General features: G+C 39.7%; 14 protein-coding genes. 6 read left to right on the top strand and 8 right to left on the bottom strand.

Annotated elements, in window-relative coordinates; translation table 11 throughout:
• Positions 1 to 74: 74 nt before the first annotated feature.
• Positions 75 to 1517 carry a UvrD-helicase domain-containing protein gene (locus AB5217_RS21255; protein WP_368112849.1) on the top strand — a complete coding sequence of 481 codons (1443 nt, stop codon included), beginning with the start codon at positions 75 to 77 and terminating at the stop codon, positions 1515 to 1517.
• A 117-nt stretch (positions 1518 to 1634) separates the two neighbouring features.
• Positions 1635 to 2840 carry an IS256 family transposase gene (locus tag AB5217_RS21250; RefSeq protein WP_032844269.1) on the top strand — a complete coding sequence of 402 codons (1206 nt, stop codon included), beginning with the start codon at positions 1635 to 1637 and terminating at the stop codon, positions 2838 to 2840.
• Between the two features lie 81 nt (positions 2841 to 2921).
• Here the strand turns inward: AB5217_RS21250 and AB5217_RS21245 are convergent, their stop codons facing one another.
• From AB5217_RS21245 to AB5217_RS21235, 3 genes are all read right to left on the bottom strand, one after another.
• Positions 2922 to 3323: a helix-turn-helix domain-containing protein gene (locus AB5217_RS21245; protein WP_032844268.1), complete on the bottom strand. Its 402-nt coding sequence runs from the start codon at positions 3321 to 3323 to the stop codon at positions 2922 to 2924.
• A gap of 134 nt (positions 3324 to 3457) precedes the next feature.
• The gene (locus tag AB5217_RS21240) at positions 3458 to 3868 is read right to left on the bottom strand and encodes a helix-turn-helix domain-containing protein (protein WP_032844267.1); all 411 of its coding nucleotides are present in this window, start codon (positions 3866 to 3868) and stop codon (positions 3458 to 3460) included.
• Positions 3869 to 3913: 45 nt separating this feature from the next.
• Positions 3914 to 4303 (bottom strand): helix-turn-helix domain-containing protein, encoded by a 390-nt coding sequence (locus AB5217_RS21235; protein ID WP_004315228.1) that lies wholly within the window; start codon positions 4301 to 4303, stop codon positions 3914 to 3916.
• A gap of 331 nt (positions 4304 to 4634) precedes the next feature.
• Here AB5217_RS21235 and AB5217_RS21230 point away from each other — a divergent pair, with 331 nt between their 5' ends.
• The 3 genes from AB5217_RS21230 to AB5217_RS21220 all read left to right on the top strand — a co-directional run bounded on the left by AB5217_RS21230 (position 4635) and on the right by AB5217_RS21220 (position 10305).
• Positions 4635 to 7721: a SusC/RagA family TonB-linked outer membrane protein gene (locus tag AB5217_RS21230; protein ID WP_368112848.1), complete on the top strand. Its 3087-nt coding sequence runs from the start codon at positions 4635 to 4637 to the stop codon at positions 7719 to 7721.
• Between the two features lie 15 nt (positions 7722 to 7736).
• Positions 7737 to 9575: a RagB/SusD family nutrient uptake outer membrane protein gene (locus AB5217_RS21225; RefSeq protein WP_004315230.1), complete on the top strand. Its 1839-nt coding sequence runs from the start codon at positions 7737 to 7739 to the stop codon at positions 9573 to 9575.
• A 244-nt stretch (positions 9576 to 9819) separates the two neighbouring features.
• Positions 9820 to 10305: a flavodoxin domain-containing protein gene (locus AB5217_RS21220; RefSeq protein WP_004306452.1), complete on the top strand. Its 486-nt coding sequence runs from the start codon at positions 9820 to 9822 to the stop codon at positions 10303 to 10305.
• A gap of 90 nt (positions 10306 to 10395) precedes the next feature.
• Here the strand turns inward: AB5217_RS21220 and AB5217_RS21215 are convergent, their stop codons facing one another.
• On the bottom strand, positions 10396 to 10908 hold the full coding sequence (locus tag AB5217_RS21215) for a GNAT family N-acetyltransferase (protein ID WP_004309086.1): 513 nt from the start codon (positions 10906 to 10908) through the stop codon (positions 10396 to 10398).
• Between the two features lie 334 nt (positions 10909 to 11242).
• Here AB5217_RS21215 and AB5217_RS21210 point away from each other — a divergent pair, with 334 nt between their 5' ends.
• Positions 11243 to 11608 (top strand): DUF6463 family protein, encoded by a 366-nt coding sequence (locus AB5217_RS21210; RefSeq protein WP_004309084.1) that lies wholly within the window; start codon positions 11243 to 11245, stop codon positions 11606 to 11608.
• Between the two features lie 54 nt (positions 11609 to 11662).
• Here the strand turns inward: AB5217_RS21210 and AB5217_RS21205 are convergent, their stop codons facing one another.
• The 4 genes from AB5217_RS21205 to AB5217_RS21190 form a co-directional block, all read right to left on the bottom strand.
• The gene (locus AB5217_RS21205) at positions 11663 to 12241 is read right to left on the bottom strand and encodes a DJ-1/PfpI family protein (RefSeq protein WP_004306443.1); all 579 of its coding nucleotides are present in this window, start codon (positions 12239 to 12241) and stop codon (positions 11663 to 11665) included.
• A gap of 82 nt (positions 12242 to 12323) precedes the next feature.
• Entirely contained in the window at positions 12324 to 13178 is an 855-nt protein-coding gene (locus AB5217_RS21200) for a bifunctional helix-turn-helix domain-containing protein/methylated-DNA--[protein]-cysteine S-methyltransferase (RefSeq protein WP_004306442.1), read from the bottom strand.
• Positions 13175 to 13705, bottom strand: a complete 531-nt coding sequence (locus AB5217_RS21195; protein WP_004306441.1) for a methylated-DNA--[protein]-cysteine S-methyltransferase — start codon at positions 13703 to 13705, stop codon at positions 13175 to 13177. The genes AB5217_RS21200 and AB5217_RS21195 overlap by 4 nt, the downstream gene beginning before the upstream one ends.
• A 435-nt stretch (positions 13706 to 14140) precedes the next feature.
• Complete coding sequence (locus tag AB5217_RS21190; RefSeq protein ID WP_004315231.1) at positions 14141 to 16234, bottom strand: BT4734/BF3469 family protein; 2094 nt, start codon at positions 16232 to 16234, stop codon at positions 14141 to 14143.
• Between the last annotated feature and the right edge of the window lie 60 nt (positions 16235 to 16294).

Genomic DNA, 16294 nt, shown 5'->3' with positions numbered 1-16294 from the left:
TTGACAAACTTTTCAAAGAACTCATTTTATTTACTGCCAGAGCCGCTTAGGCGTGGCGAATTTTTAACGAACTATTGACTATTATTAATGCACACGACACAGAATCCTACCTAACTTCGTTATGTATTCCATATGCATCAGCAAAACCTAAAATTACATATTGGGACTGCCAGTGTTTTTATTTCACGTCACGTGGATTAGTTATAAAATGTACAAATTCTCAAAAAACAGAGTCAGTCATATCTATAATTAAAAGCTATTATCAAAATCTAAAAGAAAAAAAAGAAATTGATTTTGAACTGATTTTATATTATTCATACCTTCTTTTAAGAGATAATAAAAGCATTTGTAAGACATTGTCACATATCTTCCCTTTTATATTAGTTGATGAATATCAAGATACGAAGGAATTACAATATATGATTTTAGGTGCAATTTTAGAAACAGGGAATAGCAGTAAGGCTTTCATTGTAGGAGACCCTAATCAATCTATATTTAGTAATTTAGGTGGATTTCCTATGACCAAAGTTGATTTAGAAAAAAATACAGGATTACATTTTGATGAATTATCGCTAACTAAGAATTATAGATCATCATCTCGTATTATATCGTATTTTAACTACTTTAAAACTTATAATAATACGATAGAAGCGGTTGGAAAAGATAAGGATTATCAAAGCATTATTCGTTACAACAAACGGGTTTCTATTAATGATTTAGAAGATGAAATAATTCGTATAATTCAATTTAATATTGATGAATGTGGTATTTCGCCAAATGAAATTTGTATTCTTGCACCATGGTGGATTCACTTATCTGGGCTAACAAGAAATCTAATGGCTCGTCTACCTCAATACAGTTTTGATGGTCCTGGTATGGCACCTTTTGCAAGAGATATAGATAACTTCTGGTATAAATTATCACGTATTATATTAACAGATGCAACACCATCTTTATATATAAGACGACTCCGTTGGGCTAATGAAATAAAAACAGATTTTTCATCAATAGGAATTGATAGAAATCTATCTGCTAAAAAAATATTATGTATCTGTAATAGTATATTAGTTAATGAACAAGATGGTTTAGAGTATTTAAAGAAGTTTTTCTTTCTGTTTCTCCATGAACTAAATATAGATATACATCAATATAATTATTTAGAAATGCATTATAATGCTTTTTTTGAAAGCTCTATAAAAAGAATAGAAAGGCTAAGAAAAGAAGGGTCTGAATTTATTTCGCACATTGATACTTTTAGAAAGGTTTTTCGTCAAAAAGAAGGGATAACTATTTCAACTAATCATGGAGTAAAAGGAGCTGAATTTGACACAGTGATAGCTTTCGGACTTTTAGAAGATTATGTCCCACATTTTAGTGATCCTAATAAAGTAGAAAATGCAAAACGAATTCTATATGTTATAGCTTCGAGGGCTAGAAAAAATTTATATTTAATATCCGAACAAGATAGAGGGAAAATTCCAACAATCATACTAAATAATTATAAATACAAATATTAGTAATACGCGAATCAGTATATTCCGGGACTTTCCATAATATTGTGTAAATAGAAAACTACGGGATTCTTCTCGTAGTTTTTTTTATTTATATATTAACTTTGTAAAAAAGCAGATTTTATGGACATCCCCAAAGAATTTTTAAGTAAAGAGTTCCTGTCTCAGTTTAAGACAGGTGAAGATGTTACCGCTTTCATGAAAGAGCTTCATACTCGTGTCTATGAGCAAATGTTGGAAGCTGAACTTGATAACCACTTAGGTTATGAGAAACACTCCAATCAAGGCGATCATAGTGGCAACTCCCGCAATGGTAGTTATAAGAAGCAGATTCAAACAGAGATGGGAGAATCTGTTATTCAGGTTCCCCATGATAGAAAAAGTGAATTTGAGCCAATTGTAGTCCCTAAGCATCAATCCCGTGGCTTGTCTATTGAACGTCTTGTAATCTCTCTTTATGCCAAAGGCATGAGCGTATCTGACATTGAGTCAGAAATGCAAGAAATATACGGTATCAATCTTTCCACCTCCGCTATCTCTATTATTACCAATAAAGTCAGCCAGGCTGCTTCAGAGTGGCAGAATCGTCCTTTGGAGAGCTTATATATGATTGTCTGGATGGATGGTATCGTATTTAAAGTCAGGGAAAATGGTAAGGTCATCAACAAGACCGTTTATTTATGTGTAGGTCTAAATAAGGAAGGCTTGAAAGAGGTATTGGGTATGTGGGTTGGTAAAAATGAGAGCGCTGCCTTCTGGATGGGCGTTTTAACGGATCTCAAAGCTCGTGGTGTAGAAGATATACTGATTACGGTTACTGATAATCTGAATGGATTTACAGAAACTATCAAGAGTGTGTTTCCAACATCTACCACTCAAATATGCGTAGTGCATCAAATAAGAAACTCCTGTCGGTATGTGGTCTGGAAAGAAAAAAAGGAGTTTACTTCTGATTTAAAGAATATCTATAATGCACCTACTAAAGAAGCCGCAAAGATGGAGTTGGAGAACTTTGAGCAAAAATGGGGGACTAAATATCCATATGCGATACGCTCATGGAGAAATAATTGGGAAGAACTCACCGTATTCTTTGACTTCCCGGTTGAAATTAGAAAGATCATATATACAACGAATCTCATTGAGAATCTGAACGGAAAAATTAGAAAGTACACCAAAAACAAGCTATCATTCCCAAATGATGATGCCTTGAAAAAGTCTGTGTATCTGGCTATTACAGAAATAGAAAAGAAATGGTATCAACCTATTTGGAATTGGGCATTGATTTTTAATCAATTTATAACTATATTTGAAAACAGGATTCAAGCATAAAACTCGAATCCTCTAGTTTTCTATTTACACAAAATCGTGGACAGTGCCTATATTCCCCTGATTCGCATTATTTATAAAGTTTCACTTATTTTTGAGTAATTCTATTTTTTCTCTCTCGCTTTGCAACAAGCGTTCATACAATTCGATTATTTTATCAACTGGATTAATTTGTTGAGAGGCAACATAAACTGCCGCTATTGCTCCCGGAGAAATAGTAGCATCTTTATAGCTATTGATATTGTATATAGCTCTTTCAACATCAAAGTCCTTAATTACTTCAGCAGAAATACCTAACACAGAAGCAATCTTATTCAAAAGTCCTTCCTCTATCTCCGATTCCTTCTCTATCTTTGAAATGACATTTTGACTTACTCCAAGATCAGCCGCCAAAGCTTCTTGCTTCATACCCAAATATACACGAATCTTTTGTATATTGCGTCCGATATGTCTCCGGTTCACTATGTCTTTTACATCATTATCCATATCATTATTTCTTTAAGTGATTACATTGCGACAAAGATAATGAAAATCAATTCAGAACAAATTATAGCTATCTCTATTTTTCACAACTATAAATTGCAACTTGATATTTATTACAGAAAAAGTAGTAACCTTGGTTATTTATCATTTTTACTGTTCTCTTTATTGTATTTCTCTCTTTCTATTTTTAACAATTCCTCAAATAGTTTGACGGCTTGCTCCATTGAAAAGTGATTAATATTCTCAAGATTCGAGATTGTGCCAATATTGGTAGCAGTTGCATTTGAATTCTCATAAAAGTTATTTGTGTAGTACAGCACAGTTTCTTCAGTAAACTTTTTTAAGCCTTCTTCTGTAACACCCAAAGCATCCGCAACCCGTTTAATTCTTTCATCCTCAATCTTTTCAGACTGTTCCATTTTGGACACGGCTTGTTTTGTAATTCCCAATAAATCTCCTAGATCAGTTTGAGTCATCCCACGAAGACGGCGAATCCTCTCTATTTTTCGACCTATGTGTGTAGCATTCGTATTAATTTCATTTTCCATAATGATGAATTTATTTCTAAGTCTGATAAACAGAACAATTAATAATCACTTATTTTTAAGCAACTCTATTTTTTCTCTTTCACTTTGCAACAAACGTTCATACAATTCGATTATTTTATCAACTGGATTAAACTGCTGCGCAATTGATGTAGAGCCTTGTTCAAAAGTATTATCTCTAATATTATTGATGTTATAAATAGCCTTTTCCACATCGAAATCTTTAATCACCTCTGCCGAAATTCCCAGTGCAGAAGCAAGCTGATTCAAAAGTCCCTCTTCTATCTCCGGCTCCTTCTCAATCTTCGAAATGATATTTTGGCTAACGCCAAGATCAGCCGCCAAAGCTTCCTGCTTCATGCCCAAATATACACGAATCCTTTGTATATTGCGTCCGATATGTCTCCGATTCGTTATGTTTTTTACTTCATTATCCATATCATTACTTATTAGTGAATACGTCGAGACAAAGATAATGAAAATCAACTCAGAACAAATAAAAGTCAACTCTATTTTTTTCAATCCCCAGTTCTATATGCATAATTTTGCCCTGTCAGTTTTTTTACAGACATGAATCGTGGCGCCACATTTAAAACAGTGCAGAAGGATGCGCAATTGACATTGACATTCTGAACAATCATCATTTAACCAATAAAATCTAATAGCCTATGGGGTAAGTAAAGTCGTTACAATCGAAACATAGCTTTAAATCATCTGGAAATTTAGCTATCCAAAAACAAATTAGTAAACATACAATTAAACAAAAAGCATGAAATCATTTTCTGATAAAACAAACATAGGGGAGAATAATCCCCTAAAGACTGCTTATAGAATGAATTTTTACCTATTATTCCTATTAATAGGTTCCTTATCGATACTTGGATCAACACGGGCTTATTGCCAACAGAGCAGAACGATCTCAGGTATAGTGAAAAACTCTCAAGGAGAGACTATTATCGGAGCGAATATCGTTGAAAAAGGTACCAGTAACGGGACGATTACAAATGTAGACGGACTGTTCACACTGCGCGTAGCACCCAATGCAATATTAAAGGTATCTTATATGGGATACACGGAGCAGGAAGTCAATACACGCAACAAGAACAAGCTGGAAATCATACTGACGGAAGATGCCAGATTGATTGATGAAGTAGTGGTGGTAGGATACGGATCGGTCAAAAAACGGGATTTGACGGGGGCGGTAACCTCCGTCAAAAGTGCGGAAGTACTGGCCGCTCCTACCAATAATGTGATGGAAGCCCTTCAAGGCAAGATACCCGGAATGGATATCACCAAAACTTCGGGACAGGTAGGAGGTGATGTCACTATCCTGTTACGTGGTTCACGATCTATCTATGGCAGCAACGAACCGTTGTTTATTATCGATGGAATCCCCGGCAGCTATAGCCAGGTCAGCCCGTCGGACATCGAGAGTGTAGATGTATTGAAAGATGCTTCTTCCACCGCCATTTATGGTTCTGCAGGAGCAAACGGTGTTGTCATCATCACCACAAAAAGAGGAAAAGAGGGAAAAGCGACCGTAAACTTCGATGCTTATTACGGATTCAGCGGTTCACCTAACTACAGGCATGGAATGACGCGGGATGAATGGGTCACCTACCAGCAAGAAGCCTATAAATATAAAAACGGTGACTATCCTACCGATATGTCCGCCCTACTGGGGAAACAGGATTTTATAGATGCATACAACGACGGCAAATGGATAGACTGGATAGATGAAGTGTCGGGCAACACGGCTACCACACAGAAATACAGTCTTTCGGTCAGCAGTGGCACTGAAAAGACAAAATTATTTGCTTCGACTTCCTACAACCGGGAAGAAGGTTTACTTAATAACGAAAATCTGAACAGATATTCGTTACGCCTCAACCTAGATCAACAGATATTTTCATGGGCAAAGGTGGGCTTTACCTCCAATTTAGTCTACCGGGACTTGAACTCCGGCGTAAAAAACACATTCACAAAATCTCTCTCTGCCATCCCGTTGGGTGATGCTTATACCGAAAAAGGGGAGATCAATCACGAATACATCACAGGACAATATTCCCCGATGAGTGATTTTATAGAGAACCAGTATGTAGACAACACACGTTCTACCTACCTGAATATGAGCGGCTATGTCGAACTAACTCCCGTCAAAGACCTGACTTTTACCAGTCGTGTCAATGGTACGTTGAATCACTCACGCCGCGGGCAATACTGGGGAGAGAAGTGCAATGCCAACCGTCCGTCTTATGCAGGTTCACCGCATGCTTCCATCACCAACAACAATGCCTGGAATTACACTTGGGAGAATATTCTCGCTTACAACACAACCATCGCCAAAGACCATAATCTGGGAGGTTCACTGATTACTTCCTGGAATAAGAACCAGTCGGAAAGTAGCATGGCTGCCGCCAGCGGTCAGATGGTAGATCAATGGTCTTTCTGGCGACTGACATCGGGTACTTCCCAACATGTGGAATCCGACTTCGCACAGACACAGAAAATGTCTTTTGCCTTCCGTCTGAACTATTCGTACAAGGGCAAATACCTGTTTAATTTCTCTACCCGTTGGGACGGTGTTTCACAATTTTCTACCGGACATAAATGGGATGCCTTCCCCGCAGGCGCACTGGCGTGGAGAATATCAGACGAGGCATTTATGGAAAAGACACGTAGTTGGCTGGACAACCTGAAGTTGAGAGTGAGCTACGGCATCACGGGTAACTCGGGAGGAACCACCGCATACAGCACCACAACACAAGCCTATGTATATACAGCTTCGGGAATTTCCATTAACGGGAAGATCGTTCCTTTCACGCAATACGCTGATAGTTATGGTAGTTCCGATCTCGGATGGGAAAAATCATACAACTGGAATATAGGGTTGGATTTCGGTATCCTGAACGGTCGCATCGACGGCTCGGTAGAATGGTTCAAAACGACAACCAAAGGATTATTATTCAAACGTACATTACCCATCACCAGCGGTCTGACCGGATGGGGATCGCCTTTGGCCATCTGGCAGAACATCGCCCAGACCAGTAATCAAGGTGTGGAAGCAACGATCACTTCGCACAACATACGGCACAAAGATTTCACCTGGAACACGACCTTATCCGTCACTTGGAACAAGGAACAAATAGACGACCTGCCTGACGGTGACCTGATTGCTGAAAACCTGTTTGTCGGTGAACCGATTAAAGCTATTTACGGATATAAATATGCCGGAATCTGGGGAACCGATACCCCACAGGAGACATTAGATGCCTACGGTGTAAAACCCGGATTCATCAAGATAGAAACCTTAGACCAGAAAGGCGATGGAGGTGTGCATAAATACAGTACGGAAGACCGGCAAATTCTAGGACATTCCAATCCGGACTGGATCATCGGATTCAGCAATTCCTTCACCTACAAGAATTTTGATTTATCCGTTTTTGCCATGGCACGTTACGGACAGACAATCAACAGTGACCTGCTCGGTTATTATACCGCCGAACAAAGCGTAACCAAGAATCAACTGGCAGGCGTAGACTACTGGACAGAGGATAATCAAGGAGCCTATTTCCCCCGTCCCGGAACGGGAGACGAACAAAAAACCGTATATCCTTCATTAAGAGTGCGCGACGGCTCCTTCATTAAGATTAAGAATATCACGCTGGGATATACACTACCCGTCAATATTTCCCGCAAAGTTTTAATGGAGAAATGCCGTATTTATGCCACAGCCTACAATCCGTTCATCTTTATAAAAGATAAGCAGTTGAAAGATACTGATCCCGAAACCAACGGTTCGGATGCATTTCCTACCTACCGGCAATTTGTTTTTGGCGTTAATTTGACATTCTAACAAAAGATTATAATCATGAAAAGGATATATATAAAATTCATATTTTGCAGTGTGCTGTTCTCGGCCTTATCTCTACATTCCTGCACCTTGGAGGAATACAACCCGGGCGCATTTACCAAAGAGGCTTTGGCTACTTCCATCGATGGATATGAAACCCTGATTAACCAGTGTTATTTTGCTATGGAAAGGTTTTACTACGGTTCTGCGGACTGGATGTCACTGACTGAAGGCGACACCGATCTTTGGACGTATAAAGCCAACGAATCAACAAGTTACACACAGTGGTTCTGGTTTTTCGCAGGAACATCACCCAATACGACTTACACCAATAATTGGTGGAACGGGACGTACGACGGTGTGGGAGCCTGTAACGAAGCTATCGCATTAGGAGACAAACCTCCCTACACCACGGAAGAGGAGCGGAATGCCAAGATTGCGGAAGCCCGTTTTCTTAGAGCTGTCTATTATTTCAATGCAGTGGAACAATTCGGAGCAGTGACGATGCTCACAGAACCGATAACAGCGGAAACACTGACTTACTCCCCCACCCGCACCGATCCGATGACTATCTATCAGGAAGTAATCCTGCCCGATTTAAGATTCGCATCCGAATGGTTGCCAACAGGTACGCATGCAACTACTACCACCCCGACGAAGAAAGCCGCTCTCGGTTTTCTGGCTAAAGCCTGCTTGCAGACGTACGAATATGGAAGCACCGAATATTTGCAGGAAGCTCTGGATACAGCCAAGAAATTGATTACCGATTGCGAAACCGGCGGTGGGAAATACAATACGTATATGTATCCATCGTATAGCGAAGTGTTTAAAGAGAGCAATAACTGGGAAAACAAGGAAGCTCTCTGGAAACATCGCTGGTATGCAGGAGCAGACGGTCACGGATCAAGCAACGGAAATTACAAGCTAAATCGCAACGATGAGTATTTCTTATGCAATATCAATAAGTTCGGTGCTCGTGAAGATAATCAGGAAACACGTCTTACTTGGGAAGGCTCAATTACCGGTATCTTTATGCCCACACAGCATTTATTGAGTTTATATGTACAGAAAGACGGAACATTGGACCCCAGATTTCATGAATCGTTCACTACAGAGTGGAACGCGAACAAGAATTACACGTGGGATGAAAGTGCCGTCCACATGTATGACAAGGAAGAAACCGTCATTGGCAAAGCTCTGAATAAAGGTGATTTAGCCATTAAATTCATCATGCCGCAGGACATCGATTATGCGACAGAGAAACAAAAAGAACACATTTCTGATTATTTGCTAATTGATTATCATCATGTATATAGTGATGACAATAATAATGTGAACATGAATTATGCTTATACAAACGTCACTGGCAATTACAAAAATGACGGCACAAATGAGAACCAATTCCGCTACTATTATCCATCACTGAATAAGCATAACAGCAGCAATTATTATGTAGCCAATGCTTCCAAACAGAGAAACGGTAATCTGAATGCAACGTTTATCATGCGCATGGCAGAAGTTTATTTGATTGCGGCAGAAGCTGATATTTACCTGAATGGTGGTGCGAATGCAGCCGGTTATATCAACAAGGTTCGTGAACGTGCCGGAGCAAATCCGCTTACAGGGAGTATTACAGTACGAGATATCTTAGACGAAAGAGGCCGTGAACTTTGCGGAGAATATTGCCGCTTCTACGACTTGAAACGGACAGGAATGTTTAAGAACTCGGAGTATCTGGAGAATACTCATCCGGACTTAGCACAATTCTTTCACCCGAATTATGCATTACGTCCCATTTCAACTACATTTACTGCAACAATCACCAATGGCAGCGAGTATCAAAATCCGGGATATTAAGTAGGAATTTCAATATGTACAGGTATTATGGAATCAATCTTGGCACCTGTACATTAATTATATATTAAGAAATGCTCCCTATCTCGTTTTGAGATGGGGAACATACTTTTCAAATATGAGAAAAACAAGATATAGATTAATTATATCGAAAACTGTTTGCTAGTCAGAATAAAGTCTCTACCTTTACAAAGGATAACCATGTCACTTATTAGTGGCTATTTAAAACCGCTTATGCCTGTTGAAAATGAAAACAGCTATCATATATTATTCAAAACATGGAACTACCGAGCGAGTAACACACCTTATCGGAGAAAAGTTGACTAATAAAGTTGACTACATCTCATTAAAAGAGTGTCCGAGACCTGATATTCGAACTTACGATCGAATAATTCTCGGAACAGCCATTTATGCGGGCTCTCCAAACCGAAAAATTACTCAATTCTGTCACAATAATCAACTGTTATTAGAGCAAAAAGTAATAGGGTTATTCATCTGTTGTATGAACGAAGAGCAAGAAGCGGAAGAAATGAATAAGGCTTTCCCGGAGTTCTTGCAGAGATTATCGATTCCCAAAGCCATTTTAGGTGGCGAGTTTCAGTTTGACAAAATGAATTTCATCGAAAGATTTTTGACGAAGAAAATAGCGAAAGTAAATTCTTCCGTTTCGAAGCTGAGATATGATGCTATAAATGAGTTTACAAGTCAGATAAAAGATAATCATTTATGGTAACTTCTTGAGTTATCTATTGAGCAACTTTGTATTCAAATAATAAATAGAATGGCCGTATAAGAAAACTTCTTTCAAAAGAAGTTTTCTTATCTATTTAAGACAATACCTATAATCGCAATCTTTTACTTTTACGAATCCATTACTTAACAATGTTCTTATGGATAAAACATTAGCCTCATCAGGGTCAGCCAATATCTCTTTCCCTCCTATTTCGGCAATTTCCCCGATCAGCTTCTTTACAATAATCTTCCCGATGCCCTTACCCAAATATTCCTCTTCGCCTATGAGATAACCTATTTCAAAGACTGTCTCTTTCTCATCGACAGTTTTTCCGTAATGTTCCGGTATATATTCTTTTTCAAAATAACAATCCAAGTATAAACAAAAGCCAATGGCTTTATCATTATAATAAACAATGAAATGTTTCATATAATGATATTGGGTATTTCTATTATTTACCTCATCCAACCAAGCCATTTTATGTTCTTCTCCGTCAGGGCAGAACCATTTATAAATATATTCTTTAGCCAACCATTTACTGAAAATGTCTACATCCTTATCACGCAAAGGCTTTATTGTGATCTTATCATTCTTAATATCCATACTTTTTTGTGGTGAGACGCCAGCCTCTTTTATAAACTCCATAAATCCAACTATCTGAAATACAAAGATATAATTTTCAATACAATAAAGAAGAACTAAAGGATATTTATAAAGCAACTCATGTCCACAGATATCACAACAAGAAAACGAATGACCAAGTATAAAGAATCTAAAACAAACACAAATGTCGAAATCATACGTTGGGAATCGTACATGATTACTTATATTTGCGTTATCGAGCAACTTATTAAGAACCGGATGATATGTTAAAACGGATTAAATTTCAAATTCTGTAGAAGTGTACATCCCAATAAAATACTAAAAAGGCAAGAACATGAAACTTTGGAAATATAGTGGAACACTTTTAACAGCAACAGGAGTCATTCATACCATTTATGCGTTATTTCTTGGAAAAGAAGCTTTTACGGAAATGCTTAACAATGGATTAATAGACTCTATTGGAGAAAATCATAACCTGGGCTTTGCTTTCTGGTTCCTAATCTGCGGAATAATACTTATTCTTTGGGGAGAGACACTTCAATACTATATCAGAAAAGAACAAAAACCGGCACCTTTATTTTTAGGTTACTTCATTCTACTGTTCACCATAATCGGTTGCATAGTCGAACCAATATCCGGTTTCTGGCTTTTCTTACCGCAAGCACTTATTATTATTTATTCAAACATGAAAAAGCAGTGAGAAGCATCATCCATAGCGAACTCAAAACCGAGTGCAGTGCTTAAATGCAACTTATTAAAATCCCATAGCATCTTTCACTAAAACCATTTCTTTATGAGAGGTCAACTTCTCTAATAAAAGCAATGCAACCCCGTATGATGTTTGAGGACAATAAGAAGTTATGATATTATCATCCACCACGATGGGAGAATTTACGATAGTTGCTCCAAATCCCTGAAGCACTTTCTGTTTATGAGCACCTCTAAGATGATAAGTTGTTGCTTTCCGACCGTTCAACACTCCACTTTTCCCAACAGGCAAAGCTCCCACGCAGACTGTTGCGATCCATTTCTTTTGTGAGTCAAACAGTCGTATCAATTCCAGAAGTTGTTCATTATATGCCTCCTCATAGAATCCGAATTCTTCAAATCCGCCGGGTATCGCAAGCGCGTCATATTCATCTGCAGACACTTCATCCATGACTTTATCCACCAAAACAGGAACATTGAAAGAACTAATCACTTTTTGATTCAAGCCACAGGTCACAACATCTATTTTACAATCAAAATCCGTCTTTGCCCATCCCATAACATCTATAAAAGCACTAAACTCAATCGTTTCAAACCCTTTAGCAAGGAATACCAATAATTTCATAATCAAATTAGTTATATATTAATAATATAAGAAACAGCATTGCACTAAAAAGAATGTGAACTAAAATCACCTTCATTCTTTCCTATAATCCCCTCTTTACCTCACCTTTTGCAGCCTCCCAACCAATCATTGCAGTCTTGCGAATCTCTCCCCAATGGTAATTTCCCAACTCACCGGAAGCACGAATGACCCGATGACACGGAATAAGGAAAGCTACGGGATTCTCACCGACAGCCGTTCCAACAGCCCGGCAAGCTCTCGGATTATTGATTCCTACGGCTATATCTCCGTAAGTAGTCAAGCCACCGACAGGAATTTTCAGTAAGGTTTCCCATACCTTTAGCTGAAAGTCAGTACCTTTCAGATGCAATTTTATTTCTTTGAGTTTACTCCAGTCCTGCGTGAAGATAAATAAAGCATTTTGCTGCACTTCATCCACAATCGAGGTAAACTTTGCATTAGGAAACTTCTTCCGTAAAGAGTTAAAAGCCGCGTCATGTTCGTCTGCAAACTCCATACAACAAATACCTTTATCGGTAGACGCAATGAAGATTTCACCGAAAGGACTTTTGGCAAAACTGTAATTGATAGAAAGACTTTCACCTCCGTTTTTATATTCGCCCGGCGTCATCCCTTCTATATTTACAAACAAGTCATACAATCTGCCCGTACCGGAAAGCCCTGTTTCCTGTGCCGCATCGAATAAAGACGCATGAGTTTCATTCAAGATTCTCTTGGCATATTCAATACTAGTATATTGCAAGAACTTCTTAGGGCTAATTCCCGCCCACTCCGTAAACATACGTTGGAAATGCGCCGTACTCAACGCCACCTCCCCGGCAATCTCATCCAATCCCGGTTGCCTTTTAAAATTCTCCCTTATATACCCGATTGCCTGTGCAATGCGTGCATAGTCAAGCGTTTTTTGCTCATTCATAACAGAGGTTTGCCATTTAATTCCAAATCCAGCAACCGCTTTTTAGCAGGAAGCCCGCCACCATATCCCACAAGAGAGTGGTTGCTGCCGATGACACGATGGCACGGAGCAAAAATAGAAATAGCGTTCGCCCCGTTAGCGGCAGCAACAGCACGGACAGCTTTCGGCAAATCGAGTTGTTTTGCCAGCTCACCGTATGACACAGTCGAACCGTATGGAATCTCCAACAACTTATACCATACACTCTTCTGAAACTCCGTACCAACAAAAAGCAAAGGCACCTCAAACACAGTCCGCTCGCCATTGAAATATTCATCCAACTGGCTCATCGCCTCCAGTATCACATCTGATGTACTTTTCTCATAACCAGCTTTCAGCACTTTCCGCAATCTCCTGTCTACGATATCCCTATGACTTTCAGCCGCCCAGTCACAAAGACAAAGCTTATCCTCAAACGAGCCAAGCATCAAATCACCACAAGGAGAATGATAACGCTGTATCTTAATTACATTCGTTTTATCTTCCATACTTCCAAAGATACGTTTATTATATTTACAGTTGAAATAACAGCTAATAATATTTTCGTTTTTACACTCGCACTCTCATTTCCAATGCCGCAAAATTACTACACGCATCACTGATAAACGACCCGAAAATTGCTGTTTTTACGTAGAAAAGACAATCCCCCTCCCACTCCTCCATACAATCAATCGTTCTCAATATACTTTATCACCCGGCAAGGACTGCCGACCGCCACACAATTCTTTACCATCCGATTCAATATCCAATTATTTTTTATACATGATTTACTCTCACACCCTCACACTTTCCCTGCATCCCCCTATTCATCATCCTTTCAGTGATGAGGGTAAGAGTGAGGGTAGGTGAGGGTAACTTTTTGCCCTCACCCTGTCTCGTCCTGATTGGGTTGACAAAGCCCCCTTTCACACCACCTTTATCAATTACTTCACTTTCATCAAATGATAAAGCGTCCCTTTACGAGACTTACGACAAGGAATATTCAGTTTTTGAAGTGCACGCCCAAACTGTCCTACCTTATTAATAGCCAGTTTATCCCGTGTTTTCGTCTGTAAATAACTCAAAATCTGCATGGCAGTCAGCCATTCGCCTTCCATTTCCTCTTCTACGGGATTAAGATAGCAGTGGAACAGCTGTTCCAGCGGACTCGCCTGTTCAAACTCACGGTTAGTCTGTTTTAATATGTTTTCATCCTCATCATTCAGCCAATAACGTTCACCTTTATAAATAGCCTCCATCGCTTGAGCATAAAGCTGCTTGTAATTAATCGTAACATTCGTATTAATAGGAGCCGTCACCTCAATGCAAATAAAACGGCGGCTACCGCTAGGATCGGTAAGCAAATCTTTCTGATTGCTGGTACCGATAAAAGAAGCATAACGCCTCATTTCCCGAATCGTATTACCGTATGGTTTGCGCAGATTCGCCACAGGCTTCTGCAACAAATGCTTCAAGAACCCCTGCTGACTGACATTAATCTGATCGAACTCATCAATATTTATCAGAAAAAAACGTCCCAAATAGCGTTCCGCCTCCTGTTTACTTTTAAAATCAATACTGTCCGTATAGCCGAAACGCAACTCCGGCGGCAGAATAATGCGACAGAATGTAGACTTACGATACCCCTGCGAACCAACCAGCAAAGGCGAAGTATTATTACCATGCTGCCGATCGACTCCCCTCCAATGCGCCACCATACTAAGAAACCAGCGGTAAAATAATTCCTGCCAATGCGGATTATCACAAGGCACCAGACCAGCCAATGCACGGATACGATCCTTCCCGTCCCAGCGACCTGTCTCATAAAGATATTCCTCCACAGGATTATACAAAGGAACACATTCCGAATTCAGAAAACGATCCACATCACGGTCCCACGCACTGATGCCTTCCTTCAAAGCATTGATTGCAATACTGTTGCGCACCCGTTTATCCACCGGCTTAAAGCAAAAGTGAACAGAATCGCGCTGCCGATATTCCAAATCGTCCTGCACCGTATTGTAACGGAATTCATACCGACGTTTCATAAACTCTTCCAACAGAAAAGCCGTCTCCTGCTCTTTACTGATACTGCTTTTCTTGCCGAATCCCTTACATTCCTGATAAAGATTATGCAATATCGAACGGATCACCTGCTCTTCTTCTTCGCGATAATAATGAATCATCGTCTGCCGTATCGCTTCCTCTTCGGGAAGCCCCGCTTTGAAACAATGCTCGGCAAGGCGAACCAATAAAGGCTGCAAGTCGTCCCCACGTTTCCAATCCTCCATTTCCTGAAGTGCCCTGTTCAAGGCCGCTTCATAAATCTTCGTGAATGTTTGCGCCGACTCATATCCCGGCTGCAACCGTAATAACGGATTTTTCTCTCCCAGTTTCCGCTGACGGAAAGTCTCTTCTCCCGGCATCATAAGCGGTTGTTCCAAGCAGAACGGCACCGCATCCGGATTATAATAAGGAGATTCGTCCAGCGTCATACGGCATCTCTGTGCCAAAACCGGTTCTTTCAAGTCAATATCGAAAGGCAACATCGGCTGATAACATTTCACAGCCAGCCAATAAGCATGAACATGAAATAATTCCGCCTCCGCTTCCTTGGTCGGCAATCCTCCGTCATCCGGCAAAGCGAAGCGCACCCATATCTTCACACTACGCCCGCTCGAACCACCAAAAGTAGCAAAAGTCTGTGGCAAAAGCGCCGCTTGTCGCTTCACAAATTCCACTTCCGAGCCGCTCGCCAGCCTACTCACTTCCAACTGTACCAATCCGTTATACTGCTTCATCTTCCGTTCGCCCTCTTTGGTACGGGTATATTCCACAGCAGAATAGATGTATGGCAATTTATCAATATGTTCGTATCGGGCATGCGTACCTTCCAGCAATGGTATGATTCCCCGCAAAGCCGTGATATGCCCCGCCTTTGTTTCCGTTTTCATTTTGTCGAATAATGTGCCTGCCTCACAAACGCTAAGAGTCTCTTTTCCGCTCCCGTTGTCTTGTCTGATTAAAGTAATTTTCATCCTATTTTTGTCTATTTTTTCTACAATTACATCTACCTATTTAATTCCTGTAAAGATACG

It is taken from the genome of Bacteroides sp. MSSM.1001136sp1_RTP21357st2_D2_RTP21359_211015 (genome assembly GCF_040913205.1).
Lineage (GTDB): Bacteria > Bacteroidota > Bacteroidia > Bacteroidales > Bacteroidaceae > Bacteroides > Bacteroides ovatus.
Note: the sequence above shows the minus strand (reverse complement) of the source record. Positions and strands in the feature narration are given on the sequence as shown.